Source organism: Marinobacter sp. (assembly GCF_033722195.1).
Classification (GTDB): domain Bacteria; phylum Pseudomonadota; class Gammaproteobacteria; order Pseudomonadales; family Oleiphilaceae; genus Marinobacter.
Genome location: NZ_JAWVZL010000004.1, coordinates 1 through 17,240 on the forward strand (window position 1 = coordinate 1; position 17,240 = coordinate 17,240).

Here is a 17,240-nt window from a genome sequence, read left to right on the forward strand (position 1 = left end):
GCCAGAGCGCGGGCTGCACGATCACCTGGTAGCGGGTGCGGCGGTGGCCGGTGTCGGCGCGGCTGAAGCTGGAGACCACGCCGTGGACCTGGCGCAGCAGCTCGCCGTCCTGGTGGATGGCCAGTTCGGCGTCCTGGTCCAGGACGTCGGCGGCGGTCAGATCGGGAAAGACACTGGCCAGGTTCAGCGTCAGCTGGAAAAGCCGGGAGAGACCTTCGGTCAGCTGGAAGTCCACCACCGCAAAGGTGTCGGCCGCCAGACTGCCGAGACGGGCCGTAAACTGCAGGCCGACTGGCTTGGGCATGGTCGTTCGTCCTTGAGCTATCACTGGGCGCGTTCTTCCTGAACACGCGGCATCGGGTCTCCTGACCCGTCATTAGGTTAGCGGCATGATCCGGCCATCGCAATACCCGGATGGCCAGTGGTGCTTGATTTCCCGCCAAGGGCCCTCAGGGTCTCACTTACAGTGTCCGTTCAAAAGGAGGTTGCCATGGCATCCGCACGCGCGTTCGATTTCCTGCCCATCAATGAGCGGGAATCCAAGCCCCGGGAACGGGGTCTGACCGAGATCCGCGGGCCCTACTACGACCCGCTCGGCAAGCGCCAGTTGGCGGACATCTACGACACCTGCGGCGAGTTCGTCGACATCCTCAAGTTCAGTGGTGGCTCCTTCACCCTAATGCCGGAGAACACCCTGCAGGAGATCATCGAGCTCAGCCACAAGCACGATGTCAAAGTCTCCACCGGTGGTTTTATCGAGCGGGTGCTGGAGCGCTGCCCGGAGAAAGTCGACGACTACCTGGATGAGTGCAAGCGCCTCGGCTTTGACGTGGTGGAGATCTCCAGCGGCTTTCTCGCCATCCCCCAGGACGATCTGGTCAGGCTGACCGAGGCGGTGATCAAGCACGGCCTGCAGGCCAAGCCGGAGATCAACGTGCAGTTTGGCGCCGGTGGTACCAGCAGCGTCGAAGCCTTGGAGCAGCAGGGCCTACAGGATCCCAGTGACGCCATCCGCGAGGCCCGCCGTCACCTGGATGCAGGCGCCTACAAGATCATGGTGGAATCCGAGGGCATTACCGAACAGGTACGGGAGTGGCGCACCGACATAATTTCTCAAATCGCCGAGGGCGTCGGCCTGGAGAATGCCGTGTTCGAAGCGGCGGATCCGGCGGTTTACGAGTGGTACATCAAGAGCTTCGGCCCCGAGGTAAACCTGTTCGTCGACCACTCCCAGATCCTGGAACTGGAAGCCATGCGCGCGGGTGTCTGGGGCACGAACGACCTGTTTGGCCGGGTCCGTACCTGGAAGGGCTGACCGCCGCCGGCTCCCGGGCTACTGTTCGGGGGTGGCCTGCAGGCCGGCGGGGGGCACACGGTTGGCGCCCCAGCTCCGGTAAATGTACTGCTTGACCCGCTCCAGTTCCTCTTCCCCGACACTGGCCAGTTCCCCGTGCTCCAGCGGGTCGAAATGGAAGATGTAGAGTCGCGAGGCGAACTGTTCGAACGGCAGTGAGGCCTCGCCAAAGCGCTCGCCATTGCCGCCGGTGGTGACCACCACCCCGTCTCCCCAGTTCTGGCCGCTGTCGTTGTTGGGGTTGTAGAAATACACCCGCATGACGTCCTTCGGATCCACCGCCACACGCAGAATGGTAATCGCGTGCCAGCCGATGAACCGGGCCGCGCTGTCGGTCACCGCGATGCCGGCGGGCTGCGGGTGGATCAGGGGCTGATTCCGGTTGTAGAACGGGTGATAGCAGGCATAGAAGTGCCGAAGAAAGCTGTCCAGGTCATGGAGCTGGCCGGTGGCCACATCCACATTGATGCGGAAACCCCGGCCCGACCACCAGCCGTGGAACTCCGGGTTGACCCAGCGGTGCGGGTCGCCCTCGCGACCGATGCAGCGGCGGCCCATCTCAGCGTAGATACGATCCAGGTGGGGAACCACCACCAGCGAGACAGGATCCAGGTCCAGCGACATTTCCGAGGCCACACCGGACTGACTCTCCTGGGACGAGATGGGCTGGCCCTCGAAATGGATGATGATCTCGTCATCACGCGCCGCCCAGGCCACCATCTGCAGCAGGTAGTCCGGGTCGTTGTAGGCCCACATGGACAGGGCCCGGGCGGACTGGCAGGTTGGGTTGTTGCCCTGCCCCACCCCCAGCGGCTGGCCCAGCAGACAGAGCACACCTTCCAGCAAGCGAGCCCGCGGGGAGGGAATGTCGCCGAACACCAGGGCCAGGCGCTGGCTGGAAAATTCCGACAGCGGCAGTGAAACCTGCCGCCAGAGCCCCGGCACCACCGGCGGCTGATAGAGAATGCCCCGCTCCAGCACCAGCGCCAGGCCATAGATGCCCTGGGCGGTCTGGGGATAGATGGCCTCCCCGATGATGGCCCGCACCAGCTCGTCGTAGCACATCAGGCAGTCCCGGCCGGTACTGGACAGACCCAGGGCCTCGGACATCAGGCGGTCATTGTGTTCCAGCAGGTAACGGAGCAGCACCGCGTGGTAAGGCGACACCAGGCCGGTGTCGTGCATGGCGCGAGCGAAACCGGTGGCCTCGTACTGCAGCGCCTGGTAGTCCATGGAGCCGAGCCGCTCCTCATAGACCTCCACACCGGGATCTTCCCGGCAGGCGGTGGTGGGCCCGAACAGGCTGCTGATCAGACGGTCGGCGCCGTGGCCGCTGGCGCCCAGGTCGATGTCCGGATTGCTCTGGCAGATGGCGATCTGGGTAATCATCTGCTTAACGTTGTCCACCTGCACCGGCCGCTGCTGCAGGATACGCCAGATCTCGTCCACCAGCTGGTCGATGATGTGCTCGTAACCAATGCGCTGGGCCAGGTGACGGAACAGGGCCCGAGGCAGCTCGGCCAGGCGGCCCTGCTGCTCCCGCTCGGCTTCGCTGACGGTGCCGAACAGCAATCCCAGATTCAGCGCCATCACCTGGGTCAGATAATGGTGAGCCTGCTCCTCGGAGACGTGTGGGTGGCGATAGTCACCCTTCGCGATGGCCAGCAGCCGCAGCTCACTCAGGGCCTCGATGACCACGGTGTCCGCTTCAGGACTGCGGAGGGAAAAAGTACTGAGGGAGGGTAGCAGAATCTCGGGCTGGGCCCAGTCGGAGCCGAGGAAAATTCCGGCCTGGTCCAGCTGCGGCGCTCGTGCTTCAACCACGGCGCAACCGCCTTCCTGCATCATGAGCCGTTTGGCGGCCTCGAACACCCGGCGCAGCTTCGTGGCTTTGGCGAACTCCCGGGTCTCGGCCATCGCCTGGATGGCCTCATCCAGGCGGGCCGTCAGGTTGTCCAGTTTCTTCTGATGAGCGTTTTGGTTGGCTTCCGGATGACTCAAACTGACTCCTTGTATCGGCAAACGGCGCCCGGGGACGGGCGCCGTTTCCGTTAATTATACATAGAAATCGAGGTCTTCCTGACGCTTGAGCAGATCTCTCATGGTGTGGGGGTCGTCACCGAAGAAGTACACCAGACCCCAATGGGTGCCGAAAGCAGTGCGCTTGGTGACGGTTTCCTCCAGCGGAGCGGTAAGCTCGTGTGACTCGAAGTACTCGTGATTCTCGGTCTCTTCCGGAATCTCGAGCTTGCTGACCACACGGCGGCGCGGGTAGACCCCGAAGCAGCCGGCCACACCTTTGGCATCCACCACTTCTTTCGGGAAGAAGTTGGTGATTTCCTCCTCAGTGGTCTTGGGATCGAAGGCCAAGAACATGCCCTGGTAGGCATTGAAACCGTAGGCGCGCTCCAGCAGCTCAAAAACCTTGAATCCGGGCGGACGGTAAGCCACCTCGCCGAAGTACATTTCACCGTCACTGGTGACGAAGTACTCTGGATGGATGAAACCGAATTCGATGTCGAAGGTCTTGATCAGCTTCTCGATCTGCTGGCGGATCTTGTCGCGGTATTTCTCAAGTTCCGGCGTGGCCGGAACGAACACGGAATAACCCAGGGTTACGTACTCGGAGATGTTCAGGAAGCGGATCTTGCCGTTATGGATCCAGGCCTCCACCGCAAACTCCCAGCCGTCCAGGTGGGATTCCATCAGTACCGGGAACTCCTCCTCCGGGATGGTATCCACCTCGTCCGGGGTACGGATAACCCGGTGGCCCAGACAGCCGGCCTTGTCAAAGGCCTTCAGGTGGATGGGGTCGTTGGGGTCACCATCAAGCTTGAGCAGCGTCTGGTTGACCCGCTTGAGAAAGCGTATGACGTCTTCGCGGTCGTGAGCCTCCTCGAAAATACCGACCCGGATTCCGCCAAGCTGTGCCCGGCGCTTCATCAGCGCCTTGTCCCGCAACAGCATGGCCTGGCCAAACAGGCGCGGATTGTCCAGCAGCACCGAGTTGATGGCGCCGGCCCATTCCACGGTTTCCTCGAACAGCGGTATCGCCACGTCCACACCCATGTCTTTCAGGGTGGTGGCAATTTCCATGGAGCGGTCGTTGAGGCGCTCGAAATTCCACGGTACGTAGGGGATGCTATGCTCCTCGCAATAGGCCTCGGCCCAGTCGGGAGCAACCACCACGTAGCGGCGATCGAACTTGTCGGCGGCCTCAACCGCGTTCAGGCTCCAGCCAAGTAATGCAATGTAGCCCTTGTCCGGATTATGTTTTGCGGAGTCTTTCTTGCTCATGCGCGTGTTCTCCTTCGGACGTTTAGACCTTTAACCTACACCCTATAGCGCCCCCTGAGAAACACACGGTTACAATTAGCAGCCATAAAAAAGGCTGGAAGCCGCCTTTCACGCGGCCTCCAGCCTCTTTTAGCCAACTTATTCGATTTGGCAATAAGATCAATAGGGTTTCAAGGTTTAAGGCCTAGCGTGGTGAGCGTGCGCTGCCTGACCTCGGTTAACAAGGCCTCGTTGTCCACCAGGGACTGGCCGTAGGAAGGCACCATCCGGCGCATTGCCTCCTGCCAGTCGTCGCTCTTGATGCGCTCGGGGAAGCAGCGCTCGATGACGTCGATCATGGCGTGGACCGCGGTGGAGGCTCCGGGAGAAGCCCCCAGAAGCGCCGCCAGGGTGCCGTCACCGGAAGCCACGATCTCGGTGCCGAATTCCAGCTTGCCGCTGCCATCGGGAGTGCGTTTGATGATCTGCACCCGCTGGCCGGCCATCTGCAGGCGCCAGTCTTCCTCGTTGGCGTCCGGATAGAAATTGCGCAGGGACTCGACACGGTCTTCGTGGGACTGGAACACCTCGCCGATCAGGTAACGGGTCAGGTCCATGTTGTTCTTGCTGACCGACAGCATCGACCGGATATTGCTGGATTTCACCGAGCCGAACAGGTCGAACATCGAGCCCTGCTTGAGGAACCGGGTGGTGAAGCCGGCGTAGGGGCCGAACAGCAGCGCCGGCTTGCCGTCGATGATGCGGGTATCCAGATGCGGCACGGACATGGGCGGGGAGCCCACCGGGGCCTTGCCGTAGACCTTGGAGTTGTGCTGCTTGACGATCTCCGGCTTCTGGCAGACCAGCCACTGGCCCGATACCGGGAAACCGCCATAACCCCGGGCTTCCTCGATGCCGGATTTCTGCAGCAGCGGCAGCGCGCCGCCGCCGGCACCAAGGAACACGAACCCGGCTTCCAGCTTCTTGGTCTCGCCGGTGTTCTCGTCCCGCACCCGCACCTTCCAGCGGCCGTTGTCCCGTTGCGCCAGCGTCTTGACCGGATGACTCAGCATCAGCTCGAAATTGGGCTGCTTCTGCAGGTAACTCACCATGTTGCGGGTCAGGGAACCAAAATCCACGTCCGAGCCATGGCTGACCCGGGTCGCGGCCACCGCCTGCATGGGATCGCGGTGCTTCACAACCAGCGGCATCCACTCCTTGAGCAGCTCCGGGGATTCCGTGTACTCCATGTCCCGGAACAGATGATGCGCGCTCAGGCGCTCATGACGCCGTTTGAGGTAGGCGACATTGTCCTTGCCCCAGACAAAGCTCTGGTGCGGGGTCGGGTTTATGAACTCGGTGGGCTTGGGCAATATGCCCTGCTCCACCAGGTAGGACCACAGTTGCAGGGAAATCTCGAAGGACGCGTTGATCTTCAGCGCCCGCTCGATTTCCACATCGCCGTCTTTGGTTTCCGGCGTGTAGTTGAGCTCGCAGTAGCCGGCGTGGCCGGTACCTGCGTTGTTCCAGCCGTCTGTGCTCTCATGGGCGACGTGATCGAGACGTTCCACCATGACGATGTCCAGGGACGGATCCAACTGCCTGAGCATCATGCCGAGGGTGGCGCTCATGACGCCACCGCCGACCAGCACCACATCTGCCTGTCTTGCGGTCATTCGTTTATCACCTTGGCAAGTAGCAAGTTTCAAACCGGGTCACACCCAGTGTGTGGGCGATCACCTTCATTTTCCAGCGCGATAATACACGGTGGTACGCCGGCAAACGACTCCCGGTTTTGCCGCCCGGGCCCGGTTAGCGGGCGCCAAAATAATCTTTCACGCCCCACTGGTGGCGCCGGAACCGACCGATTACACTCCGTGCCGCGCCCCCGCATCCGGCATTTCGGGAACCCCTATGTCGCCACTTGAACTGGTTTTGATCGGCCTGGCCCTGGCCGCTCTCCTGGGTGTCATCTTTGAAGAGATCACCCACGTCAACAAGGCCAAGGTCACACTGTTTTTCGGTACACTGGCGTGGATACTGCTGTTTGTCAGCAGTGAGGGCGAGGCCGAAACGGCCCGGGTATCCGCGGGTCTGGCCGAGAGCGTGGCGGAAATCGCCGGACTCTGGCTGTTCCTGGTGGCGGCCATGACCTTCGTCGCCTACCTCAACAAGAAAGGCATGATCGAGAACCTGATCTACCTGGCGCTGCCCAGACAGGTCAGCGAGCGCTCCCTGCTCCTTCTCACCGGTCTTTTTTGCTTTGTGTTCTCATCCCTTGCCGACAACATCACCGCCACCCTGGTCTCGGCCACGCTGATCCTGTCACTGGACCTGGACCTGAAAAAGCGCATCCGCTTCATCACCCTGGTGATCTTCGCCGTCAACTCCGGCGGTGCCGCCCTGATCACCGGCGACGTTACCACCCTGATGATCTTCCTGGCCGGCAAGGTGGAGATCCTTACCCTGCTGACCCTCGCCGTGCCGGCGTTCGGCGGCGTACTGATCCTGGCGCTGCTGCTGTCCCGGGGCATGTCGGGCTCGGTCACCCTGGAGCGCCAGGTCAGGCCGGTGCGGCGGGTGGACGTGGTCATCAGCCTACTGTTCCTGGCTACCATCATCGCCACCATCATCGGCAACGTGGTGTTCAGTGTGCCGCCTGTCTTGATGTTCCTGTTCGGTCTGTCCATGATGTTCCTGGTTTCGCGATTCATGAGCAATGACAATGACCTGGACCCGATCCTGGAGTACGTCCGCGCCATCGAGTTCGAAACCCTGCTGTTTTTCCTCGGTATCCTGCTGCTGGTGGGCATGCTCAAGGAAATACACGCGCTGGAATCGCTGGTGACCATCTACGAGATGATGCCGCCACTGGCCGCAAACTACATGATGGGCATTTTCTCGGCCTTCATCGACAACGTGCCCCTGACCGCAGCGCTGCTGAAATCCGGCATCGAGATGTCGCCGGCGGAGTGGATGGCGCTGACCTACGCCGTCGGAGTGGGTGGCTCGCTGCTGGTGATCGGCTCGGCGGCGGGCATCGTGGCCATGAGCCGTGTCCAGGGCCTGACCTTCGTCAGTTACCTGCGCTACTTCGGCTTCCTGTTTATTGCATACACCCTCGGCTACGCAGGGGTCATCCTGCTGGGCCGATTCATAAACTGAGGTTTCAAGCATGCTTCTTGCAATTGCAGCAATCATCGTGGGTCTGGCACTTCTGGTGTGGAGCGCCGACCGGTTTGTCGACGGCGCCGCCGCTACCGCAAGTCACGCCGGCATGCCGCCCCTGCTGATTGGCATGGTGATCATCGGCTTCGGCACTTCCGCCCCGGAAATGGTGGTGTCCGCCATGGCCGCGGTGGACGGCAACCCGGGTCTGGCGCTGGGTAACGCCTATGGCTCCAACATCACCAACATCGGCCTGGTGATTGGTCTGGTGGCCCTGCTCAGCCCGATTCAGGTGCACTCCCAGGTGCTGCGCAAGGAACTGCCGTTGCTGTTCGCCATCTCCCTGATCGCGGGCTGGCAGCTGTTGGACGGCAACCTCACCCGCGCCGACGGCTGGACCCTGCTGGCGGTGTTTGCGGTGGTGATGGGCTGGTCCGTTGTGCAGGGCATGCGACAGGGCCCGGACGCCCTGGCCACCGACGTGGACCAGGAGCTGATCAGTCATCCGATGCCCCTGAACAAGGCGCTGATGTGGCTGGTGGTGGGTCTGGCGCTGCTGGTGGTCAGCTCCCGCATGCTGGTGTTCGGCGCTGTTTACGTGGCCCAGAGCCTGGGTGTGAGCGACCTGGTGATCGGTCTGACGGTGGTGGCCATCGGCACCTCCCTGCCGGAGCTGGCATCCTCGCTGATGGCCATCAAGAAGGGCGAGCACGACCTCGCCCTGGGCAACGTCATCGGCTCCGGCATCTTCAACACCCTGGCAGTGGTGGGCATTGCCGCCAGTATCCAGCCCCTGGCTGTGGAGGCCGTGGTGCTTCAGCGTGACTGGCTGCTGATGACCGCCCTGACCGTGGCCCTGTTCATCATGGGCTTCGGCCTCAAGGGCCGCCAGGGCCGTATCAACCGGCTTGAGGGTGCGGCTTTGCTGGCGGTTTTCTTCGGCTACACCGGCTATCTGGTGTCCACCGTGATTGCCGGCCAGTAGCGCACCCCATGACAGACCAGGCTACCGGCGGCATACGGTCAGTGATGATCATGCACCCGGGTGGCCGCCGCCGGCAGTGAGCGCCAGTAGAACTCACCGGCCAGCTCGAAGCCGCGGCCACCGGTCTGCAGCGGAATCCGCCACAGCCTTGGGGCGCCGGTGTCAGTCACCGCGCCGGCTGTCTCCAGACTGAGACGCGGGTCCATCCAGCCATAACTGCGGGAACGGGAAACCGGCAGCCAGTGCTCCCCGCCGTGGCTGCCGGGGCCCGCTCCCTGCAGTGCCTGCCAGGTGGCACTGCCGGTATTGGCCTCGACACCCGCCTCGCTGAACCTCAGCATGGGTTCACCCCCACGCCCCAGTACCAGCAACGGCCGGGACTCATGCCAGGACAGCATCAATCCCTGACGCACCCCCTCCAGCAACATGACATTGAGCCCGGCCAGCGCCGGCAGCTCCCCAAGGCGGGCCTGGACGACGCCGGACGGGATCGAATCCGCCACCTCGAGGCCATGCCCGGCCACCGGTTCGCTGAAGGTCGCCAGGCTGCTCAGCACGGTAAAGGCTAGGAGCAAGAGCGCTCCCCGCACGATCAACCCTACCATCACTGGAAGCCCAACAGGCTGGTGGTGGTGTCGAGCAGACCGCCCTCATCTTCACCGGTGTCAGCCTCAACCACTTCAGCAGGCGCCATGCAGGCGAGATCGGTGTTCACCACCGTCACGATCGCAGCCTCCGAGGGTACCCGCCCCTCAGCGGTATCCTTGCTGGCGAACAGCATGTACTTGCCGGCCGGCACCACGCTGTGACGGGCCGGCATCCGCAGGGTCAAGCGATTGCCCATGCGGGCCTGGATCGGCAGCTCGACGGCGCGCTGGTCGCCATCGATCAGATGCGTCATCACGGTCTGGCGGATCAGCAGCACCTTGTCCACGTCCGGATCATCCACGGTGACCCGGAAGGTCTGCCCCACCGTCAAGTGCTTCGGGGCCTTGCGGATCTCCGGCCGGTCGTTGCGGTCGGCGTAGGGCGGTGTGTAGATCTCGAAGCTGGGGTCGCGGCCATCGTTGGGCGAAAAGCCGAAGTCCTCCAGGTTGATGCTGGACAGGTAGGCGGTGTTGATGGGGGCGTGACCACCCAGCAGCACCCGGCCGTCCGGCAGCAGCAACGCGGTATTGTGATAGGTGCGTGGCTGGTTGGCGCTGGCCATTTCGGTCCAGGTCCGGGTTTCCGGGTCGAAACGTTCGGCGGTGCGGATCGGGGTGTCCAGACCCGGGCCCACCACGCCATCGCGATTGGCGCCGCTGAACACCATCACGCTGCCGTCCGGCATCAGCACGTTGGTACCGTACCAGCGGGGCTGGTTGAGGGGACCGGTGAGGCTGCTCTCGTAGTCGATACGGTCACCGTCGGTGCGGATGGTGTCGATGCGGCTCTGGGCCACCGGCAGGTAACCACCGGGGTTGGTGGCGATGGCGTAGCTGGGTACCCCACCGGCAGTGAGCAGCTTTACATCGGTGTACTCGCCCCGGGCGTTGGGCCTGAGCGGCAGCATGGTGGACGAGGTGGACCCCCGCATGCCACCGGCCACCGCGATCTTCAACTGCTCGGCGTCGACATTGGTACCCTCGAACGACGTCAGCAGTTCAGGCGCGCTCTGGACAAGGTCCCCCAGCAGGCCGGTGACCTGGCGGACGGACAGGTTGGTGACGTTCAGGGTGCTGGTGAGCTGACCCAGGCCGAGCTCGTCCAGGCGCAGGGGCAGGCCGGCGTAGCCCAGGTCGGTCCAGCGCTGGGTGTCCGGGTCGTAACTGGCGGCAATGTTCCAGAGCGCCTGGTCATAGCCCTGACCAAAGGGATTGAAGGCCTGGCCACCGGCGTTGTAGAGCACATGGCCGTTGGGCAGCAGGTGCAGGCGCGGGTAAAGCGGCAACGAGCGGTCGGCGCTGGCAGGGTTCTGGCTCCAGGTGCCGGCGCAGGGATCGTAGGTTTCGGTCTGCACCACGTTGCGGCCGCTGTTCAGCGGATCCTCCGGGTACACCGGCTTGACCAGCTTGGTCACGCCACTGGCCACAAAGATGCGGCTGTCCGGCAGGGTCACCATGGAGGGATACCAGCGGCCGTAGGTCATGTCGCCGCTCTGGGTCCAGCTGTTGGTGGCCGGATTGTAGATCCGCGAGTTCTTGATGCCCTCCAGCTCCGCCACACCGAGCGGCAGGCCATCGATGCCCGGCTCGGAATAGTAATCGGTGCCACCCACCGCCATGACGCGGCCGTCCGCCAGGCCAATGACGTCGGAACAGAACAGGGCGCCGTCGTTCTTGCTGGTGTTGTCGGCGGTATCAATCAGGCCGTCCAGGTCGGTGCCGTTCAGCAGGGTCTCGCTGTCGTTGCCGTCGGGGTTGGCCCCGGCCCGAAGCGGTGCCGGCTTGGTCCAGGTCGGCTGGTCGTTTTCGCCCAGCTCCAGCACCCGGGTCTGGTCATTGATGGAGACCTCGCCGAACTCGGCCACAATGGACAGCTCGACATTTTCGGTGCCCTCCAGGGCATTGAGATACAGTATCCTGCCGTTTTCCAGCAGCGCCATGGTGCCAGCGGCCGGCTTGCATTCATCCAGGCCCTCGGCATTCTTCACGCATTTCTGGTCGGTGGTGATCACCTCGCCGTCCACCACGATGGTGGGCTCGGCGAAGGGCGCGCTGAAACGGCCGCCGGTTTCGGCCTGAACCCCCAGGGCCAGGGCCGCCAGCGGCAATGTCAGACCCAGGTGCCAATACCGGTTGGCGGGTTCTGTTAGTATCTTGGCTATTGTTGTTGGCATTGCATCGTCTCCCGTGTTCCGAGCCGATTATTTTTGTTTGGCTCGGAGAAATGGATCGTCTGGGGGCAGGCAGAAAAGCGCCCCAAGGGGACAACGACTCAAGGACGAAAAAGGATGCAGTGCCGGCAGGGGGAGCTGGGCCAAAAAGGATAGGGAGGCTGGAAAAAGGACCTTCCGTGGTCACGAACTGCCTCGGCAGCTGGCTTCCAGCCGATCGGAACTCCGTTTTGGGGAAAACGGACACGACAACACAGAATCGCTACTCGGTAAGCACCAGTCTATGCAGACCGCATGACAGCTTGGTGACAGCCGATTCAAAACTCGGATCGCGGGGGAACACCATGGATGTACTGATTCTTGGCGCCACCGGTGCGGTGGGAAGCCAGGTGCTTGCGCAGGCGAAAACGGACAAGAATGTCCGCCGGATCGTGGCACCGACAAGACGACCACTGGATTCGTCGGCGGAGGTGGAAAATCCGGTACTGGACTTCCGGCTGCCGCTGCCGGAAGCGGACTGGTGGCGAGTGGACGCGGTGATCTGCTGCCTCGGCACCACCCTGCGCAAGGCCGGCTCAAAGCGCGCCTTCCATGCCATCGATCACGACCTGGTGCTGGCCTGTGCCCGCCATGCCCGGGAGGCCGGGGCCCGGATCTTCGTACTCAACTCTTCCCTGGGCGCTGACCCCGACAGCCGCAACTTTTACCTGCGGACCAAGGGCGAAGTGGAGAGGGAGCTGGAAACCATGGGGTTCGAGCGGCTGGTGAAGGTCCGGCCGTCGCTGATTGATGCCGAACGCCCGGAGGCCCGGCCCGCAGAAAAGCTGGGACTGCTGGCCGGCCGCCTGCTCAAGCCGCTGATACCGGGCCGTTACCGCCCGGTCAGCGCCGACGCCATAGCCGCCACCCTGCTCTCAGAGCTGCAGGGTGGCAAGGGCATCGTCACGGTGGAGTCAGACCGGATCAGTCCGGCTCGAACGTAAGGGCAACGGAGTTCAGGCAGTAGCGCTGCCCTGTGGGCGGCGGGCCGTCGGGAAACACGTGGCCCAGGTGGCTGTCACAGCGCGGGCAACGGATCTCGGTACGGGTCATACCCATGCTGCGGTCTTCGATGTAGCGGATGTGGTCCGGATCGTAGGGCTGGAAGAAGCTGGGCCAGCCGGTGCCGGAGTCGAACTTGGCGTCGGAGCGGAACAGCGGCAGCTCACAGAGCCGGCAGAAGTAGGTGCCGTCCTGCTTGTTGTCCAGCAGGGTACCGCAAAAGGGGCGTTCGGTGCCGTGGTCCAGCAGCACCGTGCGCTCTTCCTGGGTGAGGTCCCGGGCCAGACGGTTGACCTCGTCCCGGCTCAGTGGGGTCAGGTCGTGGCCGGCGTGGGATTGTGTCATGGCAGGCTCCTCAACGTGATTCGTCGTCAGTGAATTCCGGCTTCAGGTACTCCGGAAAGGCTTGCTGCAGTTTGTCCATTTTCGGTGCCGCCACGGCCATCACATAGGGTTGGAACGGATTGCGGGCGGCAAAATTCTGGTGGTAGTCCTCCGCCGGGTAAAAGGCCTCAAGCGGCTCCAGGGTGGTCACGATGGGGGCACTGTAGACCCCGGATTCATCCAGCTGGCGGATGTAGTCCTCGGCCACCCGCTTCTGCTCCTCGGTCTCGTAGAAGATCGCCGAGCGATACTGGGTGCCACGGTCGTTGCCCTGCCGGTTGAGCTGGGTGGGGTCATGGGCCACCGAGAAGAACACCTTGAGCAGCTCACCGAAACTGACCTTCTCGGGCTGGTAACGCACCTCGATCACCTCGGCGTGGCCGGTCTGACCGCTGCAGACATCATCGTAGTTGGCGGTGCTGGCCTCGCCGCCGGCGTAGCCGGAGGTCACCCCGGTGACGCCATCCACCGCCAGGAAGACCGCCTCGGTACACCAGAAACAGCCACCCCCAAGCACCACCCGCTGCTCACCCTGCCCCGCCGGCAGATCATGCTCCGGCTCGGGGAAACGGCTCTTGGGCACATTCAGTCCGGGAATCATGCAGGAATCGTTCATGACATCTTCTCCTGGGTCAGAGGCATTGGCCTGACGTTTGTGGCTACCATAAAACGCCGCCGTGGCTGATCGCAATCATGGCGGCTGGCGGTTGATATTACGAACAACCGGTGCGTTTGCCTCACCAGCCATGCTGACCGTGACATGACGTTTTGGCCAGAGTGCTTTGCCAACTGGCGAATGGCGACCATACTGCCTAGTGTCCCGACGGGACACTTGTGTCTTTCTGGCCAATTCACCGCCCGCCGTGGCTGCTGGAGCCGAGGATTTGCCATGACTGCCCGAGCCCATGTTCACACCCATGACGACGATGAACTGCTGCGATACCGCCTCAGCCTGAGAATGGGGCCCGTGCACTCCCGCCAACGCCTGGGCATCGAGCAGGAGGCGGAGGCCCGCGTTTTCGGCAAGGACCGGCGCTCCTTCCATCTGGAGAACCTGTACACCGCCCCGCGCCTGATTCGTGCCTGTCTGCGCCTGGCGGGCCTGCTCCGCCGGGGCCAGCGCAACAGCCGGCGCCTGCGCACCGTGCACCACGAATTTCGCCTGCGCAGGCTGCCGGCCGCCTTCGACGGCTACCGGATCCTGCACCTGACCGACCTGCATGTGGATATGGACGCCGCCAACCTGCAGGCGGTGATCGACCAGATCAGACCCCTGGAGTACGACCTCTGCGTGCTGACCGGGGATTACCGCTGCCTCACCTGGGGGCCCATCGACAAGGCCCTGGAGGGCATGGCCCAGCTGCGCAAAGCCATCCGAGGCCAGCCCCTGGCGGTGCTGGGCAACCACGACAGCATACGGATGCTGCCGGGCCTGGAGGACATGGGCTACCGGGTATTGCTGAACGAGTCGATGGCCATCGAGCGCAAGGGTGAGAGTCTCTATGTCGCGGGCGTCGACGACCCGCATTTCTACAAGGTTCACAACCTGCAGCGGGCCGGAGACCAGATTCCGGACAACGCCGCCTCGGTGCTGCTCAGTCACAGCCCGGAGATCTGGCGCGAGGCCAGCCACGCCGGCTTTGACGCTTACCTCTGCGGCCATACCCACGGCGGCCAGATCTGCCTGCCCGGCGGCATCCCCGTGACCCTCGACGCCGACTGCCCGCGTGCCCTGGGGCGCGGGCACTGGCAGCGTGGCGCCATGCAGGGCTACACCTCACCGGGCGCCGGCACCTCGGTGGTGAACGTGCGGCTGAACTGCCCACCGGAAGTAACCATCCACACCCTGATAAAAGAGAAATAGCTTCAATGAGGTTGGCGCCGGATGCCGAGCCGGTGCAGCAGGGGTGACACCAGCATATCCACCACCATGAAGGCCAGCGCCACCGCCAGCGCCCAGTACCAGGCCAGGCCCCACCAGGCCATGGCCAGCAGCAGCGGCAGGATGGCTTCAGGGAGCTGATCGAGTCCCGTGGCCCGGGCACTGGCGGCCAGGCCGAGCCGGCGCTTGCTGAAACTGCTGGCCAGATCGCCCAGCAGCGCCAGCAGGCCAAACAGCAGCCCGAAGCCAAAGCCCAAACCCATGAACAGGCTCGCCAGCCCGGCCGCCAGGGTTCCGGAAACCAGGCCCCGCCAGGTCTTGCTGGCCCCCAACAGGGGCCGGCCGTCACGCCAGTGCCGGCCGCCGTCGATGGGCCGGGCGAGTGTCTGGCGCAACAGCCGGCGGGCCAGCACCGGCGCGCCATTGGCCACTACCAGCAATATCAGCAGCGCCAGTGCCAGCAGCGCAGCGGCACCGTGTTCAGGCGGCCCGGCGAGCGTCACGAGGGTATCCCGGGGCGCCGGCTACTGGCCTCCGATACCGCCTTTGGTGAGCTTGAGCGGATCCAGCAGGGACTCCAGCTTCTTGCGGGAAAGGTCGCAACGCTCCTCCGCCACATCGATGATGGGCCGACCGGTGGCATAGGCTTCCTTGGCGATTTTTGCTGCCAGCTCATAGCCGATCTCCGGGTTCAGCGCGGTCACCAGTACCGGGTTCTTGTCCACGGCTTCGGTGAGGCGCTCGCCGTGCACGGTAAAGCCGGTAATGGCCTTGTCCGCCAGCATGAGCGCCGCATTGCTCAGCAACTGCCCCATATCCAGCAGGTTGGAGGCCACCAACGGCAGCATGACGTTGAGCTGGAAATTGCCGGACTGGCCAGCGATGGCGTTGGCCGAATCCAGCCCCATCACCTGGGCACAGACCATGGCCACCGACTCCGGGATCACCGGGTTGACCTTGCCCGGCATGATGCTGCTGCCGGGCTGCAGCGCCGGCAGGCTGATCTCGGCGAGGCCGTGAATGGGACCGCTGTTCATCCAGCGCAGGTCGTTGGCCACCTTCATCAGGGCGATGGCGTTGCCCCGCAACTGGGCCGACAGCGCAACCGGGGCATCGATGGCACTCTGGCCGACAAACTTGTGCTCCAGGCTGCGGAAGCGGAAACCGGTGTCCTCGTTGAGGGCGGCAATGAATTTCTCGGCAAAGTCCTCGTGGGCGTTGATGCCGGTGCCTACCGCGGTACCGCCCTGGGGCAGGGCCAGCAGCTCGTCGCAGGCCTTCTCCAGGCGCTTGTCGGTGGCCGCCAGCTGCTCGCGCCAGGTGCGCAGCTCCTGGCCCAGGGTCACCGGCATGGCGTCCATCAGGTGGGTGCGGCCGGTCTTAACCTGTTCCTGGGTCTTGGTTTCACGCTCGTAGATCATACCCTGCAGGTGTGACAGCGCGGGCTGGAGGGTCTGGTAGACCTGGGTGACGGCACTGACGTGCATGGCGGTGGGAATGACGTCGTTGGAGCTCTGGCTCATGTTGACGTGGTCGTTGGGGTTGACCTCCTGGCCGGCGTCCCGGGCGATGGCGGCAATCACCTCATTGACATTCATGTTGGTACTGGTGCCGCTGCCGGTCTGGTAGCGGTCAACCGGGAACTGATCGGCGTGCTCACCCCGCAGCAGGCTGTCGCAAGCGTCGACGATGGCCTCACTATGCTTTTTGTCCAGCAGGCTGAGCTTTCGATTGGCAATGGCCGCGGCCCGCTTGACCCGCACCACGGCCTGGATGAACGCCGGCGGCAGGGGCTGGCCACTGACCGGGAAGTTGTCGATGGCGCGCTGGGTCTGCGCACCCCAGAGCGCGCTGGCGGGCACCTTGACCTCGCCCAGGCTGTCTTTCTCGGTTCGATAGTCGCTCATATCACCCTCCGTTCGATGGTTTGCCGTTGATCCTTACTGGAACCTACGCAACCGGCGGCCGGCTGTCTCAATGGCGCCTAACCACGCCAGCGGACCGGGCTCAGCTGCCTCTCAGCAGACGGACATGGTCGCAGATACCGGTAACCTGCTCAAAACGCAGGATGACGGTGTGGACGGTGTTGGTGTAGGTGTCGTGCAGGAAGAACTTGAATCGATGCTGTTTCTCGCCCTGCAGGAAGGCGTCGTACTCCTTCACCAGCTCCCGCACATCGCCGCCCTCGTCCTTGCTCCAGGTGGCGTTGAAAGGCCCCAGCACGGCGCCGCCAGTCAGGCAGATGGTGACTTCGTGATTGCTCAGGGATTGCTCGGGTGTGGTCATATCAGGCCTCCTGTCCAGTAAGCGGTCTGTCTCTCTGGACAGTGTA

General features: G+C 63.5%; 16 protein-coding genes. 5 read left to right on the forward strand and 11 right to left on the reverse strand.

Features of this window, described 5'->3' with window-relative positions:
• A partial coding sequence (locus R3280_RS01380) for a contractile injection system protein, VgrG/Pvc8 family (RefSeq protein ID WP_318996784.1) occupies positions 1 to 304 on the reverse strand: 304 nt, incomplete at its 3' end.
• A 186-nt stretch (positions 305 to 490) separates the two neighbouring features.
• Between R3280_RS01380 and R3280_RS01385 the strand changes: the two genes are divergently transcribed.
• Positions 491 to 1,315: a phosphosulfolactate synthase gene (locus tag R3280_RS01385; RefSeq protein WP_318996785.1), complete on the forward strand. Its 825-nt coding sequence runs from the start codon at positions 491 to 493 to the stop codon at positions 1,313 to 1,315.
• A gap of 18 nt (positions 1,316 to 1,333) precedes the next feature.
• On the opposite strand, the gene R3280_RS01390 is transcribed toward R3280_RS01385, so the two are convergent.
• The 3 genes from R3280_RS01390 to mqo all read right to left on the reverse strand — a co-directional run bounded on the left by R3280_RS01390 (position 1,334) and on the right by mqo (position 6,339).
• Positions 1,334 to 3,271 carry a hypothetical protein gene (locus tag R3280_RS01390; RefSeq protein ID WP_413468729.1) on the reverse strand — a complete coding sequence of 646 codons (1,938 nt, stop codon included), beginning with the start codon at positions 3,269 to 3,271 and terminating at the stop codon, positions 1,334 to 1,336.
• Between the two features lie 138 nt (positions 3,272 to 3,409).
• Positions 3,410 to 4,651 (reverse strand): carboxylate--amine ligase, encoded by a 1,242-nt coding sequence (locus R3280_RS01395; RefSeq protein WP_318996787.1) that lies wholly within the window; start codon positions 4,649 to 4,651, stop codon positions 3,410 to 3,412.
• Positions 4,652 to 4,821: 170 nt separating this feature from the next.
• Positions 4,822 to 6,339, reverse strand: coding sequence for a malate dehydrogenase (quinone) (mqo, locus tag R3280_RS01400; protein WP_318996788.1), 1,518 nt, complete (start codon positions 6,337 to 6,339; stop codon positions 4,822 to 4,824).
• A gap of 205 nt (positions 6,340 to 6,544) precedes the next feature.
• Between mqo and nhaD the strand changes: the two genes are divergently transcribed.
• Positions 6,545 to 7,795 (forward strand): sodium:proton antiporter NhaD, encoded by a 1,251-nt coding sequence (gene nhaD / locus R3280_RS01405; RefSeq protein WP_318996789.1) that lies wholly within the window; start codon positions 6,545 to 6,547, stop codon positions 7,793 to 7,795.
• Positions 7,796 to 7,805: 10 nt separating this feature from the next.
• Positions 7,806 to 8,783 carry a calcium/sodium antiporter gene (locus R3280_RS01410; protein WP_318996790.1) on the forward strand — a complete coding sequence of 326 codons (978 nt, stop codon included), beginning with the start codon at positions 7,806 to 7,808 and terminating at the stop codon, positions 8,781 to 8,783.
• A gap of 38 nt (positions 8,784 to 8,821) precedes the next feature.
• On the opposite strand, the gene R3280_RS01415 is transcribed toward R3280_RS01410, so the two are convergent.
• Together R3280_RS01415 and R3280_RS01420 are read right to left on the reverse strand one after the other, a co-directional pair.
• Positions 8,822 to 9,358, reverse strand: a complete 537-nt coding sequence (locus R3280_RS01415; protein ID WP_318996791.1) for a hypothetical protein — start codon at positions 9,356 to 9,358, stop codon at positions 8,822 to 8,824.
• 29 nt (positions 9,359 to 9,387) lie between these two features.
• Positions 9,388 to 11,604, reverse strand: a complete 2,217-nt coding sequence (locus tag R3280_RS01420; protein WP_318996792.1) for a galactose oxidase-like domain-containing protein — start codon at positions 11,602 to 11,604, stop codon at positions 9,388 to 9,390.
• Positions 11,605 to 11,945: 341 nt separating this feature from the next.
• On the opposite strand from R3280_RS01420, the gene R3280_RS01425 reads away from it, so the two are divergent.
• The gene (locus R3280_RS01425) at positions 11,946 to 12,584 is read left to right on the forward strand and encodes an NAD(P)H-binding protein (protein WP_318996793.1); all 639 of its coding nucleotides are present in this window, start codon (positions 11,946 to 11,948) and stop codon (positions 12,582 to 12,584) included.
• Here the strand turns inward: R3280_RS01425 and msrB are convergent.
• Together msrB and msrA are read right to left on the reverse strand one after the other, a co-directional pair.
• Positions 12,565 to 12,987 (reverse strand): peptide-methionine (R)-S-oxide reductase MsrB, encoded by a 423-nt coding sequence (gene msrB / locus R3280_RS01430; RefSeq protein ID WP_318996794.1) that lies wholly within the window; start codon positions 12,985 to 12,987, stop codon positions 12,565 to 12,567. The genes R3280_RS01425 and msrB overlap by 20 nt on opposite strands.
• Before the next feature lie 10 nt (positions 12,988 to 12,997).
• Positions 12,998 to 13,642 carry a peptide-methionine (S)-S-oxide reductase MsrA gene (gene msrA / locus R3280_RS01435; RefSeq protein ID WP_318996795.1) on the reverse strand — a complete coding sequence of 215 codons (645 nt, stop codon included), beginning with the start codon at positions 13,640 to 13,642 and terminating at the stop codon, positions 12,998 to 13,000.
• A 273-nt stretch (positions 13,643 to 13,915) separates the two neighbouring features.
• Between msrA and R3280_RS01440 the strand changes: the two genes are divergently transcribed.
• A complete protein-coding gene (locus R3280_RS01440) occupies positions 13,916 to 14,890 on the forward strand; it encodes a metallophosphoesterase (protein WP_318996796.1) in 975 nt (324 codons plus the stop codon).
• Positions 14,891 to 14,892: 2 nt separating this feature from the next.
• Here the strand turns inward: R3280_RS01440 and R3280_RS01445 are convergent, their stop codons facing one another.
• From R3280_RS01445 to R3280_RS01455, 3 genes are all read right to left on the reverse strand, one after another.
• Positions 14,893 to 15,411, reverse strand: a complete 519-nt coding sequence (locus tag R3280_RS01445; RefSeq protein ID WP_318996797.1) for a CDP-archaeol synthase — start codon at positions 15,409 to 15,411, stop codon at positions 14,893 to 14,895.
• A 21-nt stretch (positions 15,412 to 15,432) separates the two neighbouring features.
• Entirely contained in the window at positions 15,433 to 16,815 is a 1,383-nt protein-coding gene (locus R3280_RS01450; RefSeq protein WP_318996798.1) for a class II fumarate hydratase, read from the reverse strand.
• Positions 16,816 to 16,915: 100 nt separating this feature from the next.
• A complete protein-coding gene (locus tag R3280_RS01455; RefSeq protein WP_318996799.1) occupies positions 16,916 to 17,194 on the reverse strand; it encodes a hypothetical protein in 279 nt (92 codons plus the stop codon).
• Positions 17,195 to 17,240 lie beyond the last annotated feature (46 nt).